Source organism: Bradyrhizobium sp. WSM2254 (genome assembly GCF_000472645.1).
Classification (GTDB): Bacteria; Pseudomonadota; Alphaproteobacteria; order Rhizobiales; family Xanthobacteraceae; genus Bradyrhizobium; species Bradyrhizobium niftali.
This window is the reverse complement of record NZ_AXAB01000014.1, coordinates 93,563-109,959: the sequence shown is the minus strand read 5'-3', so window position 1 is coordinate 109,959 and position 16,397 is coordinate 93,563. Positions and strand designations below refer to the sequence as shown.

14 protein-coding genes are annotated in these 16,397 nt (G+C 64.8%); 8 read left to right on the top strand and 6 right to left on the bottom strand.

Features of this window, described 5'->3' with window-relative positions; genetic code table 11:
• Positions 1-27: 27 nt before the first annotated feature.
• Complete coding sequence (locus A3M7_RS0111345) at positions 28-1,605, top strand: fatty acid--CoA ligase (RefSeq protein WP_027544046.1); 1,578 nt, start codon at positions 28-30, stop codon at positions 1,603-1,605.
• Between the two features lie 318 nt (positions 1,606-1,923).
• Here the strand turns inward: A3M7_RS0111345 and A3M7_RS0111340 are convergent, their stop codons facing one another.
• The gene (locus A3M7_RS0111340; protein ID WP_027544045.1) at positions 1,924-3,198 is read right to left on the bottom strand and encodes an acyl-CoA dehydrogenase family protein; all 1,275 of its coding nucleotides are present in this window, start codon (positions 3,196-3,198) and stop codon (positions 1,924-1,926) included.
• A gap of 210 nt (positions 3,199-3,408) precedes the next feature.
• Here A3M7_RS0111340 and A3M7_RS0111335 point away from each other — a divergent pair, with 210 nt between their 5' ends.
• Complete coding sequence (locus tag A3M7_RS0111335; RefSeq protein ID WP_027544044.1) at positions 3,409-4,188, top strand: enoyl-CoA hydratase-related protein; 780 nt, start codon at positions 3,409-3,411, stop codon at positions 4,186-4,188.
• A gap of 202 nt (positions 4,189-4,390) precedes the next feature.
• On the opposite strand, the gene A3M7_RS0111330 is transcribed toward A3M7_RS0111335, so the two are convergent.
• Genes A3M7_RS0111330 through A3M7_RS0111320 form a run of 3 tightly spaced genes read right to left on the bottom strand, consistent with a single transcriptional unit; the run spans position 4,391 to position 6,543 of the window.
• Complete coding sequence (locus tag A3M7_RS0111330; RefSeq protein WP_027544043.1) at positions 4,391-4,768, bottom strand: DUF6285 domain-containing protein; 378 nt, start codon at positions 4,766-4,768, stop codon at positions 4,391-4,393.
• Between the two features lie 3 nt (positions 4,769-4,771).
• The gene (locus tag A3M7_RS0111325; RefSeq protein WP_027544042.1) at positions 4,772-5,758 is read right to left on the bottom strand and encodes a phosphotransferase family protein; all 987 of its coding nucleotides are present in this window, start codon (positions 5,756-5,758) and stop codon (positions 4,772-4,774) included.
• Entirely contained in the window at positions 5,755-6,543 is a 789-nt protein-coding gene (locus A3M7_RS0111320; RefSeq protein WP_027544041.1) for an enoyl-CoA hydratase/isomerase, read from the bottom strand. The genes A3M7_RS0111325 and A3M7_RS0111320 overlap by 4 nt, the downstream gene beginning before the upstream one ends.
• A gap of 178 nt (positions 6,544-6,721) precedes the next feature.
• Here A3M7_RS0111320 and A3M7_RS0111315 point away from each other — a divergent pair, with 178 nt between their 5' ends.
• From A3M7_RS0111315 to A3M7_RS0111300, 4 genes are all read left to right on the top strand, one after another.
• Positions 6,722-7,501, top strand: a complete 780-nt coding sequence (locus A3M7_RS0111315) for an SDR family NAD(P)-dependent oxidoreductase (RefSeq protein ID WP_027544040.1) — start codon at positions 6,722-6,724, stop codon at positions 7,499-7,501.
• Between the two features lie 131 nt (positions 7,502-7,632).
• Positions 7,633-8,013: a VOC family protein gene (locus A3M7_RS0111310; RefSeq protein ID WP_027544039.1), complete on the top strand. Its 381-nt coding sequence runs from the start codon at positions 7,633-7,635 to the stop codon at positions 8,011-8,013.
• 348 nt (positions 8,014-8,361) lie between these two features.
• Complete coding sequence (locus A3M7_RS0111305; RefSeq protein WP_027544038.1) at positions 8,362-9,639, top strand: acyl-CoA dehydrogenase family protein; 1,278 nt, start codon at positions 8,362-8,364, stop codon at positions 9,637-9,639.
• A 184-nt stretch (positions 9,640-9,823) separates the two neighbouring features.
• On the top strand, positions 9,824-10,441 hold the full coding sequence (locus tag A3M7_RS0111300) for a flavin reductase family protein (protein ID WP_027544037.1): 618 nt from the start codon (positions 9,824-9,826) through the stop codon (positions 10,439-10,441).
• A gap of 81 nt (positions 10,442-10,522) precedes the next feature.
• Here the strand turns inward: A3M7_RS0111300 and yghU are convergent, their stop codons facing one another.
• Both yghU and A3M7_RS0111290 read right to left on the bottom strand, forming a co-directional pair.
• Positions 10,523-11,398 carry a glutathione-dependent disulfide-bond oxidoreductase gene (yghU, locus tag A3M7_RS0111295; protein ID WP_027544036.1) on the bottom strand — a complete coding sequence of 292 codons (876 nt, stop codon included), beginning with the start codon at positions 11,396-11,398 and terminating at the stop codon, positions 10,523-10,525.
• A gap of 247 nt (positions 11,399-11,645) precedes the next feature.
• A complete protein-coding gene (locus A3M7_RS0111290) occupies positions 11,646-13,304 on the bottom strand; it encodes an NAD(P)/FAD-dependent oxidoreductase (RefSeq protein WP_027544035.1) in 1,659 nt (552 codons plus the stop codon).
• Between the two features lie 271 nt (positions 13,305-13,575).
• On the opposite strand from A3M7_RS0111290, the gene A3M7_RS0111285 reads away from it, so the two are divergent.
• On the top strand, positions 13,576-14,709 hold the full coding sequence (locus A3M7_RS0111285; RefSeq protein WP_027544034.1) for a nitronate monooxygenase: 1,134 nt from the start codon (positions 13,576-13,578) through the stop codon (positions 14,707-14,709).
• A gap of 116 nt (positions 14,710-14,825) precedes the next feature.
• A complete protein-coding gene (locus A3M7_RS0111280) occupies positions 14,826-16,343 on the top strand; it encodes an acetyl-CoA acetyltransferase (RefSeq protein WP_027544033.1) in 1,518 nt (505 codons plus the stop codon).
• Positions 16,344-16,397 lie beyond the last annotated feature (54 nt).

The window sequence follows — 16,397 nt, the reverse complement described above, 5'->3', positions numbered from 1 at the left end:
ATAAAAACAAGACGCCACGGGAGGAACATGTCCACACAGCCATTGGCGAATCTCGCCGACATGGTGCGCGAGCGCGCGGCGAGCCGCGGCAATGCCACCGCCTATGAGTTCGAGGGCCGCGTCACCAGCTTTGCCGAATTCGACGTGAAGACCAATCAGGTCGCCAACGCGCTTCTGGCGATGGGCGTGAAGAAGGGCGAGCGCATCGCCTATCTCGGCAAGAACAGCGACCTCTATTTCGAGCTGCTGATGGGCGCGATGAAGGCCGGCGTGGTGATGGCGCCGGTGAACTGGCGGCTTGCCGGGCCCGAGGTCGCCTTCATCGTTGGCGACTGCAGGGCGCCGGTGCTGTTCGTGGGACCGGAGTTCCTCACACTGGTCTCGCAGATCAAGGACAAGCTGCCCGGCGTGCGCACGATCATCACCACCGAAGGCGGCGCGCCGGAATGGCAGGATTTTACGGCCTGGCGGGATGCGCAAAGCGGCGACGATCCAAAGGTGCCGATCGACACGAAGGACATCGCGATCCAGCTCTACACCTCAGGCACAACGGGCAAGCCGAAGGGTGCGATGCTGTCGCATGCGAACTTCCTCAATCTCGTGCAGACCGGTAATGCCGAAGACAAGCCGGAGTGGAACCGGTGGTCGACCGACGACGTGTCGCTGGTCGCGATGCCGATCTTCCACATCGGCGGCTCCGGCTGGGGCGTCATGGGACTCTATCACGGCGCCCGCGGCGTAATCGCGCGCGAGTTCGATCCGACCAAGGTTCTGGATTTCTTCGAGCAGTCCGGAATCACAAAACTGTTCATGGTGCCGGCGGCGATGCAGTTCGTCGTGCGGCAGCCTCGCGCCAGGACGGTCGATTTCTCGCGGCTGAAATACATGCTGTATGGCGCCTCGCCGATCCCGGCAGCGCTGCTGAAAGAGTGCATCGAGGTCTTCAAATGCGGCTTCGTGCAGATGTACGGCATGACCGAGACGACAGGCACCATCGTCGCGCTGCCGCCGGAAGATCACGTCGAGGGGTTGGAGCGGATGCGTTCGGCCGGCAAGGCGCTGCCCGGTGTCGAGCTCGCAATCCTGGACGCGGACGGCAAGCCGCTGCCGCCGCGCCAGGTCGGCGAGATCGCGACGCGCTCGGGCTCCAACATGGCCGGCTACTGGAACCTGCCGGAAGCAACCGCGTCGACGCTGCGCGGCGACGGCTGGCTGCGCACGGGCGATGCCGGCTACATGGACGAGGACGGCTACCTCTATATCCACGACCGCATCAAGGACATGATCATCTCCGGGGGCGAGAACATCTATCCGGCCGAAGTGGAGAGCGCGCTGTGCGATCACCCCGACGTCGCGGAAGCTGCCGTGATCGGCGTGCCCGACGACAAATGGGGCGAGGCGGTGAAGGCGGTGGTGGTCATGAAGCCCGGCAAGCAGGCGAGCGCCACCGACATCATCAACTTTACCCGCGAGCGCATCGCCGGGTTCAAGACGCCGAAGAGCGTGGAGTTCCTGCCGGCGCTGCCGCGCAATCCGAGCGGCAAGATCCTGCGGCGGCAGCTGCGCGAGCCGTATTGGGCGGGGAAGGATAGAAGGGTGAATTAGGCCTGCCCTATCCACATCGTCGTCCCGGCGAAGGCCGGGACCCATACCCACCGAATTCGATTTGGCGAAGATCGGCAATGACCTGTCTTCGCCAAATTGCGTTTCGTGGTTATGGGTCCCGGCCTTCGCCGGGACGACATTGGGGGTCTCACGTCGTCCTGGACAAGCATAGCGAAGCGGAGCGCTGATCCAGGACCCATTACCACAGGGAGGAGTTTGGCGAAGACTCGCGGTTGCCATCTCACGTCACGACTTCTCCCTGGGGTAATGGGTCCTGGCTTTCGCCAGGACGACTCGGGGAGAGAGCGCCGCGGCGACCTAATGCTTCCCCGGCCCCATATACCCGAACAGGAACCCGGCCACTTTGCGCATCTGGATCTCCTCGCTGCCTTCCGTAATGCGGTAGCGCCGATGGTGGCGGTAGATGTGCTCGAACGGCTTGTGGCGTGAGTAGCCCATGCCACCGTGGACCTGCATGGCGCGGTCGGCGGATTCGCAGCAGAGGCGGTTTGCCCAGTAGTTGCACATCGAGACGCGGTCGGAGAGGGTGCGCTCGATCTGTTCCTCGGTGAGCCGGTCCATCTCCCAGGCGGTCTTGCGGATCAACAGACGCAGCATCTCGGCTTGCGTCGCGAGCTCGACCAGCGGGAACTGGATCGCCTGGTTCTCGGCGAGCGCCTTGCCGAACGGCTTGCGCTCGCGCGCATATCTGACGCTTTCGTTGATGCAGTAGACGGCGGCGCCGAGCGAACTCGCGGCCTGCCGGATCCGGTTCTGGTGCACGAAGCATTGCGCCAGCGACAGGCCGCGGCCGACCTCGCCGAACAACGCGTCCTCGGGCACGAACACGTCGGTGAAGCTGACGCGGGGATGATCGGTCGGCATGTTGAAAGTCCACATGTACTCCTCGATCCTGACGCCGTGGCTCTTGGCCGGCACCAGGAAGCAGGTGATGCCGCGCGCATCGCCGTCATTGCCCGAGGTGCGCGCGAACAGCGCGCAGTGGGTGGCGACATGCATGCCGGTCGTCCACATCTTCTCGCCGTTGATGATCCAGCCCTTGACGTTGTCGCGGGTCGCCGGCACCGCGCGCGTTTCCATGTGGGTCGCGTCGGAGCCATGATGCGGCTCGGTGAGGCCAAAGGTGATGCGGTACTTGCCCTTGATCGAGCCGTCGATCATCGCCTTCTGGTCATCGCGGCCGTAGCGGTCGAGCATGGTGACAACAGGGAAATTGCCGACGATGGAATGCTCGTTCTGAAGGTCGTTGTGCAGCCCGAGGCCCTTGGCGGCAAAATGCTCACGGATCACCGCCATCCAGAGGTTGGAGCCGTCCTTGCCGCCATACTGCTTCGGCACTGGAAAGCGCAGGTGACCGGCGGCGTCCGCGAGATCCTTGGCCTTGCGCAGCAGCGCCTCCCACTCATGGCGCGGCAGGCCGCCATTCTCGAAATCGGTGCGCGCCCATTCGCGGCGATGGTCGAAGAAACGGATGTTGTCGTCGGCCGCTTCCAGCGGCTTGATCTCGCGTTCGATGAAACGATCGAGCTCTCCGAGATAGGCGACGAGATCTGTTGGTAATGAGAAATCCACGATTCTCTCCCGGATGATTTTTTCGTTTTGCGTTAAGGCGCTAACCGCGCTTTGCTTCGCACGATTAAGGTGAGAAGAGCACGCGCGTGTCAAGCAAGCCGAGACGTGCCAGCCACGCAAGGCGCGCCCGCGCAATTCGATGGTGCTCCGGCGCTCGCGCGCGCTAGTATGCCGGCAATATTCCTTCAGGAGAAAATGCGGGAGCGAGCGATGGAGCTGAAATTTTCCAAGGTGGAGCGCAAGGGACCGATCACGATCGTCACGCTGTCGCGGCCCGAGGTCTACAATGCGCTGCACACCGACGCGCATTTCGAGCTCCAGAAGGTGTTCGACGATTTCTCGGCCGATGCCGAGCAATGGGTCGCGATCGTCACCGGCGCCGGCGACAAGGCGTTCTGCGCCGGCAACGATCTGAAGTGGCAGGCGGCCGGGGGAAAACGCGGCTGGGACAAGGGCGGCTTTGCCGGCCTCACTGCGCGCTTCGACTGCGACAAGCCGATCATTGCCGCTGTGAATGGTGTCGCGATGGGCGGCGGCTTCGAGATCGCGCTCGCCTGCGACCTGATCATCGCCTCGGAAAACGCCACCTTCGCCCTGCCCGAGCCGCGTGTTGGGCTCGCCGCGCTCGCCGGCGGCCTGCACCGGCTGCCGCGGCAGATCGGCCTCAAGCGCGCCATGGGCATGATCCTGACCGCGCGTCATGTCAGCGCCAAGGAAGGGCTCGAGCTCGGCTTCGTCAACGAAGTGGTGCCGCAGGGCGAGGCACTGACGGCCGCGCTACGCTGGGCGGAGATGATCACCAAGAACTCACCGATGTCGATCCGGGCCTCGAAGCAGGCCATCCAGAAGGGCCTCGCCGTCTCGCTGGAGCAGGCGATCGAGGAGCAGCGGGAATATCCGGCGGTGAAGGCGATGGTGGCCTCGCAGGACTACATCGAGGGCCCGAAGGCGTTTTCGGAGAAGCGTCCGCCGAAATGGGTGGGGAAGTAGGGAGTCGCGCGGCGTAGGGCAGCAGCGCGCACCGCGGAAAGTCGTGCGCAACTTCCTCCCCGAGTCGTCCCGGCGAAGGCCGGGACCCATAGCCACAGGAAGAGGTTTGGCGAAGACTCGTCGTTCGGTACTCATACCGCTCACAACCGATAGATCACGCGGTATGGGTCCCGGCCCTCGCCGGGACGACGATGGGATAGGCCTACCCGCCTCGCTCCAGCTCGCGCTTGTAAGAGGCGTAGTTCGGCTGGTCCACCGCGAGCTTGTCCATCGTCGTCGCCCACAGATGCTCGGCGAAGCCCGGCGTTGCGAGGTCGAGCTCGCCCCTGGCGATGCGCTCGGCCAGCACCCGGTTGAGATCCGTCACCGAGCCGTCAATGCCAAGCAGTGCACGCAGCCGCTCCACCTCTTTCGCATCGCTCCCCTGCTCCTGCGTCAGCTGCCGCGTGACGAGGTCGAGGATGTTGATGGCGACGCGCAACTTGAAGGCCTGATGGCCGGAGATCAGCGGCGTGATGTCGCTCCGGAGGAAATCGGCGACTGACTTGGTCAGCTCGACCGGGGTCGGTTCGTCCTGCATGCGTCAGCTCCCGCGCGGCGCCAAGAGCCGCAACAGATCGATCTCGGTCTCGGAGGCGCGGCGCCCGATCATGGCGCGCTCCATGGAATGGTCCGGGCCCTCGCGAAACCGCTGCATCATGCCGCCGCACATGATGCCCCAGCGCAGCGTGCCCATCACTTCCCAGAATTTTACGCGCGCCGGATCGACTTTTCGGCCCGCCGCCTCATAGCCTGCGAACAGCTCCTCGCGCGTGCCAAAACCGCCGACGGGCTTGTCGATCTCGCCGAAACGCCAGGAATTGACGCAGACCCAGCCGAGATCCTCCATGGGATCGCCGAGATGCGCAAGCTCCCAGTCGAGCACGGCGCGGACGCCGTCGGCACCGATGATGAGATTGCCGTTGCGGAAATCGCCATGCACCAGCGTCTCCTCGGCGGAGGGGCCGGGATCGTTGTCGCGCAGCCAGCGCAATGCCAGCTCGAACACGGGCTTGGGCCAGTTCAGACTGCGATAGTCGCGCTCGAACTCGCCGATCTCCTTCGCCGCGGTCATGCGCCGCAACTCGGGCAGCTTGTCCAGCGGCAGCCTGTGCAGGCCCGCAAGCACGCCGCCGATTTGCCGCGCGAGATGCGGCCGCGCCGCCGCAAACTCGTCGTCGCGCAGGATCTTGCGCGCGATGGTCTCGCCCTCGACCCGCTGCATGATGAAGCCGGTGCCGAGATCGTCCTCGGCCGTCAAGACATGCATCACGCGCGGCGACGGCACGCCGGCTTCATAGGCGAGCTGCATCAGTTGCGCTTCAGCGCCGAGCCCCGCCGCGCGCGTTGGAGCGGCGCCATAACCCTTCGGCGAGCGGCGCAGGATCGCACCGATCGGCCCCTTGGGATGCACGATGTCGAAGCGCCAGGTCTCCTGGCTGGCACCACCGGACAGCTTTGCCGCGCCGGTGACGCCGGTCGCCCCCTCGCACCAGCGCGTGACGCTGCGGGAAAGCGCCGCCTCGATCATTTGCCTTTGAACTGCGCGGGGCGCTTCTCAAGGAACGCGCCGACGCCCTCGCGAAAATCCTGCGTGTCGCCGGCGCGAAGCTGGCACTGGAATTCGAGATTGAGCTGATCCTCGAAGGAATTCTCCGGACTATCCCAGTAGAGCTTGCGGATCAGCGACAGCGCAACCGTCGGGCCGCTCGCGAGATCACGCGCAAGCTTCATCGCCTCCTCCATCAGCACGCCGTCATCGTAGACGCGGTTGACGAGGCCCCATTCCAGCGCCTTCTCGGCCGGGAGCCGCTCGCCCATCAGCGACAGTTCGATCGAGCGGGCCCGACCGACGAGGCGCGGCAGCAGCCAGGTCGAGCCGCAATCCGGCACGAGGCCGATGCGGCGGAACGCCTGGAGGAAATAGGACGAGCGCGCGCACAGGATCATGTCGCCGAGCAGCGCGAAGCTCATGCCGGCGCCCGCCGCCGGGCCGTTGACCGCGGTGACAATAGGACAGTGCAGATTGCGGATGCGGCGCAGGAACGGGTGAAAGCCGATCTCCAGCGTCAGGCCGGCCTTGGTCTTCTTCGACTGGTTGTTGCGGCCCTGAAGATTGGCGCCGGTGCAGAACGCCCGCCCCGCGCCGGTCAGCACGACGCAGCGCACCTCGTCCTTCTTCTCTTCGATCGCATCGAGCGCGTCGGCGAGGCCGCTCAGCATGTCCATGGAGACCGCGTTCATCACCTCCTGATGGTCGAGCTTGAGGATCGCAACCGAACCATCGAAATCGAGTGTGACGTGTTTGAACTGCATGGTTTCCTCGTCAGTTGCGGCCTGCGTCAGTTTCGCAGACCGGAATTAGTTTTGCCGGGTCGCATATTTGATTTTTGGCGCGCTCTTGTCCATGGTGATCAGAGCATGGCAAGCAATCTTGCGCGCAGCGGCTGATGCGCATCATGCCAGGAAGTCTTGCCAAAACGGGAAACGCGCCATGAACCTTTTCGACCTCTCCGGCCGCGTCGCCGTGATCACCGGCGGCAATGGCGGCATCGGGCTCGGCATCGCGCAGGCACTGGCCGGCCAGGGCTGCAACGTGTCGATCTGGGGCCGCAATCCTGACAAGAACAACAGCGCTGCCGCGAGCCTGGCGGGCCTTGCCGGCAAGGTGGATAGCCGCGTGTGCGACGTCACCGATCCGGCCTCGGTCGATGCCGCGATGAAGGACACGCTCGACACCTTCGGCCGGGTCGACGGCTGCTTCGCCAATGCCGGCATCGGCGGCGGCGGCCGACGCTCCTTCATCGAGCGCACCGAGGAGGAATGGCGCACGATGTTTGCGACCAATCTCGACGGCGTGTTCCACGCGTTCCAGGCGGCCGCCAGACACATGACCGACCGCGCCAATGCCGGCGATCCCTTCGGCCGGCTGGTGGCGACCTCGAGCCTCGCCTCGATCTTCGGCACCGCGCGCAACGAGCACTATGCCGCGACCAAGGCTGCCATCAACGCGCTGGTGCGCGCGCTCGGCGTGGAGCTGGCGCGCCACGGCGTCACCGCAAACGCCATCCTGCCCGGCTGGATCAAGAGCGACATGACCGCAGGGCTCATGGCCAACGACAAGTTCGTCGCCAATGTGATGCCGCGCATTCCGCAGCGCCGCTTCGGCGAGGCTAGCGATTTCGGCGGCATCGCCGTGTATCTGATGAGCAAGGCCTCGTCCTATCACACCGCGGACACGTTCGTGATCGACGGCGGCTATACGGCGTTTTGATATCTGGTAGGGTGGGCAAAGGCGCTCTTGCGCCGTGCCCACCAGAAATACTTTCGAAGGTCGTGGTGGGCACGCTGCGCTTTGCCCACCCTACGGCTTCTCATTTTGTGAGCGCAGAGGGGACAGGGCAAATGTTTTCACACATCATGATCGGCACCAACGATCTCGACAAGGCGAAGGCTTTCTACGACAGCCTGCTGAGCACGCTCGAGGTGCGGCCTGCACGGGTCGACGGCCACCGCATCTTCTACATCACCAAGACCGGCGTGTTCTCGGTGACGAAGCCGATCAACGGCGAACCGGCGACCTGTGCGAACGGCGGCACCATCGGCTTTGCCGCCAACTCGCCTGAGCAGGTCGACAAGTGGCACGCCGCCGGCATCGCCGCCGGCGGAAAGCCGATCGAGAATCCGCCCGGCATCCGCGAGGGCGCGGGGAACAAGCTTTATCTCGCGTACTTGCGCGACCTCGACGGCAACAAGATCTGCGCGATGCATCGGATGCCGAGCTGATCGCTCATGATGCTGTCATTCCCCGCGACCCGGCTACGCCAAGGCTTCGCCGAGGTTGCGGTCCAGGGACGCCGAAGCTTTAGCGTAGGCGGCAGGCGGGGAATCCAGTACGCCGCAACTTCTCGGTTCAATCACTGCCGTCTCGGAATACTGGATCGCCCGCCTGCGCGGGCGATGACGGCGGAGAGTGTGGCGCGGCGTGCCCAGCGCGCCCCTTCAAACAACATTTCAAACGCCCTCGCGATATTCCATTGCGTGGCATGGCTCGCGTGAAAAATGCGTGCTCGCGCTTTGGCCGCGCTGCGACTATTCTTGCGGCCAGTACGCTTCAGTGAACCGGGAGGAACAATGACAAAACACACCTACATTCCCCGCACCACCAACTACACCCTCAACCCCGGCGACGAGCTCAACGACCTCAGGATGTCGGACCAGGTCCGGCCGCTGTACGATCACGTCAGGAAGTTCATTCGCGACACCGTCGAGCCGATGTCGATCGAGTTCGCCAAGGCCGGAGAGAGCAAGGAAGACCGCTGGAGCTTCACGCCGAAGCAGCTCGAGGTGCTCGAGGTCGCCAAGAACAAGGCCAAGAAGGAAGGCCTCTGGAACTTCTTCCTGCCCGATGACGAGACCGGCCAGGGCCTGAAGAATCTCGACTATGCCTATATCGCATCCGAGCTCGGCAAGAGCCCACTGGCCTCCGAGACCATGAACTGCTCTGCGCCCGACACCGGCAACATGGAGGTGCTGGAGCGCGTCGGCACCAAGGAGCAGAAGGAGAAGTGGCTGAAGCCGCTGCTGAACGGCGAGATCCGCTCCGCCTATGTCATGACCGAGCCGAACGTCGCCTCCTCCGACGCCAAGAACATCTCGACGACGGCAAAGCTCGTCGGCGACGAATGGGTCATCAACGGCGAGAAATATTACATCTCCGGCCTCGGCGATCCCCGCTGCAAGATCCTCATCGTGATGGTGAAGACCAATCCGGACGCGGCGCCGAGCAAGCAGCAGTCGCAGATCCTGGTGCCGCGCGACACGCCAGGCGTCGAGGTGCTCGGGCCCATGTACGTGTTCGGTCAGGACCACGCCCCGCGCGGCCACATGCATATGCGCTTCAACAACGTGCGCGTGCCGAAGGAGAACATTCTGCTCGGCGAAGGCCGCGGCTTCGAGATCTCGCAGCTCCGCCTCGGACCGGGGCGCATCCATCATTGCATGCGCACCATCGGCAAGGCCGAGAAGGCGCTCGACCTGATGGTGCAGCGCGGCCTCACCCGCGAAGCCTTCGGCAAGAAGATCGCTCATCTCGGCGGCAACATGCAGATCATCGCGCAGGCGCGCTGCGAGATCGAGGCGATGCGGCTGATGGTGCTGAAGGCGGCGAAGGCCATGGACGTGCTCGGCAACAAGGAAGCCCGCGTCTGGGTCTCCATGGTCAAGGCCATGGTGCCCGAGCGCGCCTGCAAGATCATCGACCAGGCCATCCAGATGCACGGCGCCACCGGCATCTCGCACTGGACCCCGCTCGCCGAGATGTACCAGGACGTGCGCCACCTGCGCTTTGCCGACGGTCCGGACGAGGTGCACTGGATGGTCGTCGGCCGGCACGAGCTGAGCATGGCGTGATGTTCTCTTCTCCTTCTCCCCGCTTGCGGGGAGAAGGTCGGGATGAGGGGGAGCCTCCGCACGGACGGTGACAGCTGGACTCGCGAAGACTCCCCCTCACCCGAATTCGATCTACGATCGAATTCGACCTCTCCCCGGAAGCGGGGCGAGGTGTAGAAAGCGAGCCTTCCGTCCAGGAGCCCTCATGGACTACGCCGCCAGCGACCTCACGCCACGCGAGCGCTACAAGGTGCTGACGTCCTTCATCCTGCCTCGGCCGATCGCGTGGGTGACCTCGATCGGACCGACCGGCGTGGTCAACGCCGCACCGTTCAGCTTCTTCAACGCCTTCTGCGAGGATCCGCCGCTCTGCATGTTCGCGGCGAACCGCAAGCCGAACGGACAGGACAAGGACACGTTCCTCAACATTCAGCGAACCGGTGAATTCGTGGTCAACATCGCCGACGAGCCGCTGGCGCGGGCGATGCATGAGTCCAGCGGCGACTTTCCGCCCGACACCGGCGAGCCCGATTATCTCGGCCTGAAGCTCGCCCCCTCGACGAGGATCGCGGTGCCGCGGCTCGCCGACACGCCCTGGGCGATGGAGTGCAAGCTCTGGAAACTGATCGACGTCAACGACGATCGCCGGCTGATCATGGGCGAAGGCATCCACTTCCACATCCGCGACGAACTCTGGGACGACAAGGCGATGCGGGTGCACATGGACCGCTACCACCCGATCGGCCGCATGTTCGCCGACCGCTACTGCCGCACCGACGACCGCGTGGTGTTTCCGGCGGCGGAGGGAGCGAAGAAATCGTAGGGCGGATTAGCGCAAGCGTAATCCGCCGAATTCTTGCAACGAGATGGTGGATTACGCCTTCGGCTGATCCACCCTACGCACCTACGTCGCCGGCTCGAGCTTGTCCTGCGTCTTGGTTTCGAAATCGCCGGCGTCGTGGCGCTCGTGGAGCTGGCTGGCGGGATCGCCGGAGACACGGTTGACCATGCGGCCGCGCTTCACGGCCGGACGCCTGGCGATCTCGTCGGTCCAGCGCTGCACGTTCTTGTAGTCCTGCACCGAGAGGAATTCGCCGGCGCCGTAGACCAGCCCCTTGGCGAGCGCACCGTACCAGGGCCACACCGCGATGTCGGCGATGGTGTATTCGTTGCCAGCGAGATATTCGTTGTCGGCGAGGCGCCGGTCGAGCACGTCGAGCTGGCGCTTGGTCTCCATCGCGAAACGGTCGATGGCGTATTCGATCTTGGTCGGCGCGTAGGCGTAGAAATGGCCGAAGCCGCCGCCGAGATACGGCGCGCTGCCCATCTGCCAGAACAGCCAGGACATCGCTTCGGTGCGGGTCTTGACGTCCTTCGGCAGGAAGGCGCCGAACTTCTCGGCGAGATAGAACAGGATCGAGCCGGACTCGAACACCCTGACAGGCTCAGGGCCGGAGCGGTCCATCAGCGCCGGGATCTTCGAGTTCGGGTTGATGTCGACGAAGCCGCTGCCGAACTGGTCGCCATTGCCGATCCTGATCAGCCAGGCGTCGTATTCGGCCCCCTTGTGGCCGAGCGCCAGAAGCTCCTCCAGCATCACCGTGACCTTCACCCCGTTCGGCGTCGCCAGCGAATAGAGCTGGAGCGGATGGCGGCCGACCGGCAGCTCCTTGTCGTGGGTGGGGCCGGCGATAGGGCGGTTGATGCTGGCGAACTGCCCGCCATTCTCCCTGTTCCAGGTCCAGACTTTGGGCGGCACGTAGGCGGGGGCGTCGGTCATGCGGGGGCTCCGGCGGAAAGATGCGTCTGCATTAATTAGCCCGCGAACGGCCGATGGCAAGGGTGCAGAAATGCATTGCCGGACGGGGCAACTCTACGTTTCGTCATGGCAAGCCACTTCCCCGCCGTCATTCCGGGGCGCCCGGAGGGCAAGCCCGAATCCATCAGGCCCCGGGAATGCCCGGAGAAATGGATTCCGGCCTCGTCGCTCCGCGACGCCCCGGAATGACGATCGGAAAGTGCCAGGCTCAGGACGCGGCCGCAGTCAGCCCCTGCTCCGCACGCCCTAGCAAAAACCCCTCATACCCCTTCGCCGCGACCTCGTCGCAGATCCGCCGATAGACTCCGACGCCGCCGATATAGGGCATGAAGATGCGCGGCTTGCCGGGGATGTTGGCGCCCATGTACCAGGAATTGGCCTGCGGATAGAGCGTGCCATGGGCAACTTCGTTGACGTGCGCGACCCACCTGTCCTCCGCTTCTCCCCCCGCCTCCATCGTGGCAAGGCCTTGCTGGCGCATGTGGACGAGGCAGTCGGCGATCCAGTCGACATGCTGCTCGATCGAGACGATCATGTTCGACAGCACCGACGGGCTGCCGGGCCCGGTGATGATGAAGAGATTAGGAAAGCCTGCGCTCATCAGGCCGAGATAGGTCTTGGGGCCCTCGGCCCATTTCTGGGTCAGCGTCCGCCCGCCGCGACCGCGAATGTCGATCCGGGCGACCGATCCGGTCATGGCGTCGAAGCCGGTCGCGAGCACCAGCGCATCGACCTCATGATCCGTCCCAGCGACACGGACCGCGTTCGCGGTGATCTCCTCGATCGGATTGGCCTTGATATCGACCAGCGAGACGTTCGGCCGGTTGAAGGTCGCGAAGTAGTCCGTGTCGATGCAGATGCGCTTGGTGCCGATCGGATGGCTGTTCGGCTGGAGCAATCTCGCGGTCGTGGCGTCCTTGACGATCTCGGTGATCTTGCCGCGCACGTAGTTGGCGGCGGTGTCATTCGCGGCCAGATCCAGGCCGAGATTGTTGTAGGCGTACATGAAGGTGAGCCCGCCACGATCCCAACGCGCCTTGTATGTCGCGCGCCTGGCAGCCTCACTGTCGTCGAGGGCGCCGCGATCGGGCTGCTCGGCATAGATGCCGTTACGCGCGATCTCGCGGGCGAAGCGGCGGATCTCCGGATAGTTCTTCCGGAACGCATTGCGTTCCTCGTCGGTCAACGCGGCGTTGCGGGCGGGAATCGAGAAATTCGCAGTGCGCTGGAAGATGGTGAGATGCCCTGCCTGCTCGGCAATGATGGGGGCCGACTGGATGCCGGATGAACCGGTGCCGATGAGGCCGACGCGCAAGCCGGCGAAATCCACGGGTTCGTGCGGCCAGTTGCCGGTGTGGTAGACGGGACCCTTGAAGTTTTCGAGACCCTGGATGTCGGGCTTGCGCGCGTTGGACAGGCAGCCGGTGGCGAGCACGACAAACTTCGCTTCGACCGTCTTTCCGTCGGAAATCGTCACCGACCAGCTGTTGGCCTGCTCATCGAAGACGGCGCGCTCGACGCGCGTGTCGAACTGGATGTCGCGGCGCAGATCAAAACGATCCGCGACATGGTTGGCGTATTTCAGGATCTCAGCTTGCGGCGCGTAGCGCTCGCTCCAGTCCCATTCCTGCTGGAGCTCCTCCGAGAACGAATAGGAATATTGCATGCTCTCGACATCGCAGCGCGCGCCCGGATAGCGATTCCAGTACCAGGTGCCGCCGACCCCGCCGCCCTGCTCGTAAACGCGCGCCGAGAAGCCCAGCCCGCGCAGCCGATGCAGCATGTACATGCCGGCAAAGCCGGCGCCGACGACGACCACGTCGTAGGCTTCACTGGCCTGGGCCGGACTCGATTGCGCTGGCGACATTGGTTGGCGCTCCCTCGTTGTTTTCTGTTGTTGTGCGCCAGCATTCTCTCAGGCCGGCCAAAGCGCAAGAGGCTCCTTCGCGGCCGCAGCTCTGCTTATTTTGCGCGACGGAATGGCTCCTCGCGCGGCGTGGCGCCTATACACAAGATGCGCGGCGAAATCCGGCTTGGCATCGCCGGCGACGATGGGTTAGCGTCGCACGGCCTTCGCCAAGGACAACAAGAACGCAAGGCAACAACAGCAGCGCGACGGCCGCCGCCGGGAGAGAGCCATGAAATCGCCGATCTGCGACATGCTGGGCATCGAGTTCCCGCTGCTCGCCTTCAGCCATTGCCGCGACGTCGTCGCCGCCGTCAGCCGCGCCGGCGGCTTCGGCGTGTTAGGTGCCACTGTGCACACGCCTGATACGCTCGAACGCGAGCTGAAATGGATCGACGACCACGTCGACGGCAAGCCTTACGGCATCGACGTGCTGATCCCCGAAAACATCTCGACTGCGGGCGAGAAGGACGTCACCTGGAAGAGCCTGGAAGCGCGCGTGCCGCAAGAGCATCGCAACTACACGCGCGACCTCCTGAAGAAGTACGACATCGAGCTGACGACCACTGACGTGGCCGACAACCAGCCGCAGCCGTTCGACGGGAAGACGGCGCTTCAGCTGCTCGAGGTCTCGTTCAATCATCCGATCCGGCTGATCGCCAACGCGCTCGGCGTGCCGCCGAAAGCGATGATCGAGATGGGCAAGAAGCACGGCGTGCCGGTCGCAGCTCTCGTCGGCGCCAAGGAGCACGCGCTGCGCCAGGTCGCGGCCGGCGTCGACATCCTCGTGGTCCAGGGCACCGAGGCCGGCGGCCATTGCGGCGAGGTATCGACCATGGTGCTGGTGCCGGAGGTGATCAAGGCGATCAAGCCGATCCGCGACGTGCCGGTGCTGGCGGCCGGCGGCATCATGACGGGACGGCAGATGGCGGCCTGCATGGCGATGGGCGCAGCCGGCGCCTGGACCGGCTCGGTGTGGCTCGCAACCGTCGAGGCCGAGACCACGGAAATCTTCCGCGAAAAGATGATCGCCGCGTCCTCGCGTGACGCGGTGCGGTCGAAGGGACGCACCGGCAAGCCGGCGCGGCAGCTTCGCTCGGTCTGGACGGATGCCTGGGACCGCGCGCCGGAAAGCCCCGGTGCGCTGCCGATGCCGCTGCAAAGCATCGTCAGCCGCGACGCCTTCAACGCGATCGACCGCGCGGCGGCGGCCGGCAACGCCAAGGCGCGCGATCTCGTCAGCTACTTTGTCGGTCAGGGCGTCGGCCTGATCGACAGCGTGAAATCGGCGGGCGCCGTGGTGCAGGAGTTCAAGGAAGAGTTTGCCGAGGCCGTCGAGCACTTGAATGCGCTGGTGGCGGAGTAACATCCACATCGTCATTGCGAGCGTAGCGAAGCAATCCAGACTGCCGCCGCGGAAAGATTCTGGATTGCTTCGCTTCGCTCGCAATGACGAAGCAACTGATATCGTGAATTGAGGCCATGACCGACAATACCAATACCCCCGAAGACCGCATCCCCGTCATCGTCGGCATCGGCGAGATCGTCGACCGTCCCAAGGAGATCACCGCTGGCCTCGAGCCGCTCGATCTACTGGAACAGGCGCTACGGCGTGCCGAGCAGGATGCCGGGGCAAAGCTGCTCGGCGAAGTGCAATCGCTCGACATCGTCAACTTCCTGAGCTGGCGCTACCGCGATCCGGAGAAGCTGCTGGCGCAGCGGCTCGGCGTCACACCTTCGCATTGCTATTACGGCCCGGTCGGCGGCGAGAGTCCGATCCGCTACATCCACGAGGCGGCAAAGCGCATCGCGCGCGGGGAATGCAGCGTCGCCGCGGTCTGCGGCGCCGAAGCGCAGTCGACGGCGACCAAGGCCGAGCGCGCAGGCGCAAAGCTGCCATGGACGCCGTTCGCGCATGATGTCGAGGAGCCGAAACGCGGCGCGGCGTTCCAGAAGCCTTTGGCCGTGAAGCTCGGCGTGTTCCGGCCCGTCACCGTCTATCCGTTCTACGAGGCGGCCTCCTCCGCGCATTGGGGCCAGACGCCGCGCGAGGCGATGGCGGAGTCGGGGACATTGTGGTCGCGCTATTCCGAAGCCGCCGCGCAAAATCCAAACGCCTGGCTGAAGCGACGCCATACGCCGGACGAGATCACGACGCCCACCGCGGACAACCGTCTCATCGCCTGGCCCTACAACAAGCTCATGGTGGCCAACCCCAGCGTCAATATGGGCGGCGCACTGCTGCTCACCAGCCTTGCCAAGGCGCGCGCGGCCGGCATCGCCGAGGACAGACTGGTCTATCCGCTCGGCGGCGCCTCGGCGGAAGAGCCGCGCGACTATCTCCTGCGCGATCAGTTCTACGAGAGCCATCCGCAGAATGCGGTGTTGAAAGCCGTGATGGACCTCGCAGGCGGCGACGGCAAAAACTTCGACGCGATCGAGCTCTATAGCTGCTTCCCCTGCGTGCCCAAGATGGCGCGGCGGACACTGGGCCTTTCCGCCGACGTGCAGCCGACCGTGACCGGCGGCCTCACCTTCTTCGGCGCGCCGCTCAACACCTACATGACGCATGCGGCCTGCGCGATGGTGCGGCGCCTGCGCGATGGCGCCAGGCTCGGCCTGCTCTACGGCCAGGGCGGCTTCGTCACCAAGCATCATGCGCTGGTGGTTTCGAAGGCGCCTCCGCGCGCGGCGCTGGCGCAGGAGACGAGCGTGCAGGCCGAGGCCGACCGCAACAAGCGCGCGGTGCCGGACTTCGTCGCGGAAGCCTCAGGCAAGGGCAAGGTCGAGAGCTTTACGGTGCTCTATGGCCGCGGCGGCGACGTCGAGCACGGTGTCGTCATGCTGCGCACGGAAGATGACCGCCGCACGCTGGCGCGGATACCGGCGGGCGATACGGCAACGCTGGCGCATCTGCTCGACATGGACAGGACGCCGGTCGGCTCGCTTGGCGAGATCGCGATGGCCGACGATGGCGTACCGCAGTGGCGGATGGCTTAGCTTTCGTAGGGTGGGCAAAGGCGCTCTTGCGCCGTGCCCACCATTCTCTCTGCG

What these genes read in the sequence shown, in the direction of transcription:
- A3M7_RS0111345 (WP_027544046.1), top strand. Translation starts at nt 28, where the DNA reads ATGTCCACACAGCCATTGGCGAATCTCGCCGACATGGTGCGCGAGCGC.
- A3M7_RS0111335 (WP_027544044.1), top strand. Translation starts at nt 3,409, where the DNA reads ATGGAGCTGAAATTTTCCAAGGTGGAGCGCAAGGGACCGATCACGATC.
- A3M7_RS0111330 (WP_027544043.1), bottom strand. Translation starts at nt 4,768, where the DNA reads ATGCAGGACGAACCGACCCCGGTCGAGCTGACCAAGTCAGTCGCCGAT.
- A3M7_RS0111325 (WP_027544042.1), bottom strand. Translation starts at nt 5,758, where the DNA reads ATGATCGAGGCGGCGCTTTCCCGCAGCGTCACGCGCTGGTGCGAGGGG.
- A3M7_RS0111320 (WP_027544041.1), bottom strand. Translation starts at nt 6,543, where the DNA reads ATGCAGTTCAAACACGTCACACTCGATTTCGATGGTTCGGTTGCGATC.
- A3M7_RS0111315 (WP_027544040.1), top strand. Translation starts at nt 6,722, where the DNA reads ATGAACCTTTTCGACCTCTCCGGCCGCGTCGCCGTGATCACCGGCGGC.
- A3M7_RS0111310 (WP_027544039.1), top strand. Translation starts at nt 7,633, where the DNA reads ATGTTTTCACACATCATGATCGGCACCAACGATCTCGACAAGGCGAAG.
- A3M7_RS0111305 (WP_027544038.1), top strand. Translation starts at nt 8,362, where the DNA reads ATGACAAAACACACCTACATTCCCCGCACCACCAACTACACCCTCAAC.
- A3M7_RS0111300 (WP_027544037.1), top strand. Translation starts at nt 9,824, where the DNA reads ATGGACTACGCCGCCAGCGACCTCACGCCACGCGAGCGCTACAAGGTG.
- yghU (WP_027544036.1), bottom strand. Translation starts at nt 11,398, where the DNA reads ATGACCGACGCCCCCGCCTACGTGCCGCCCAAAGTCTGGACCTGGAAC.
- A3M7_RS0111290 (WP_027544035.1), bottom strand. Translation starts at nt 13,304, where the DNA reads ATGTCGCCAGCGCAATCGAGTCCGGCCCAGGCCAGTGAAGCCTACGAC.
- A3M7_RS0111285 (WP_027544034.1), top strand. Translation starts at nt 13,576, where the DNA reads ATGAAATCGCCGATCTGCGACATGCTGGGCATCGAGTTCCCGCTGCTC.
- A3M7_RS0111280 (WP_027544033.1), top strand. Translation starts at nt 14,826, where the DNA reads ATGACCGACAATACCAATACCCCCGAAGACCGCATCCCCGTCATCGTC.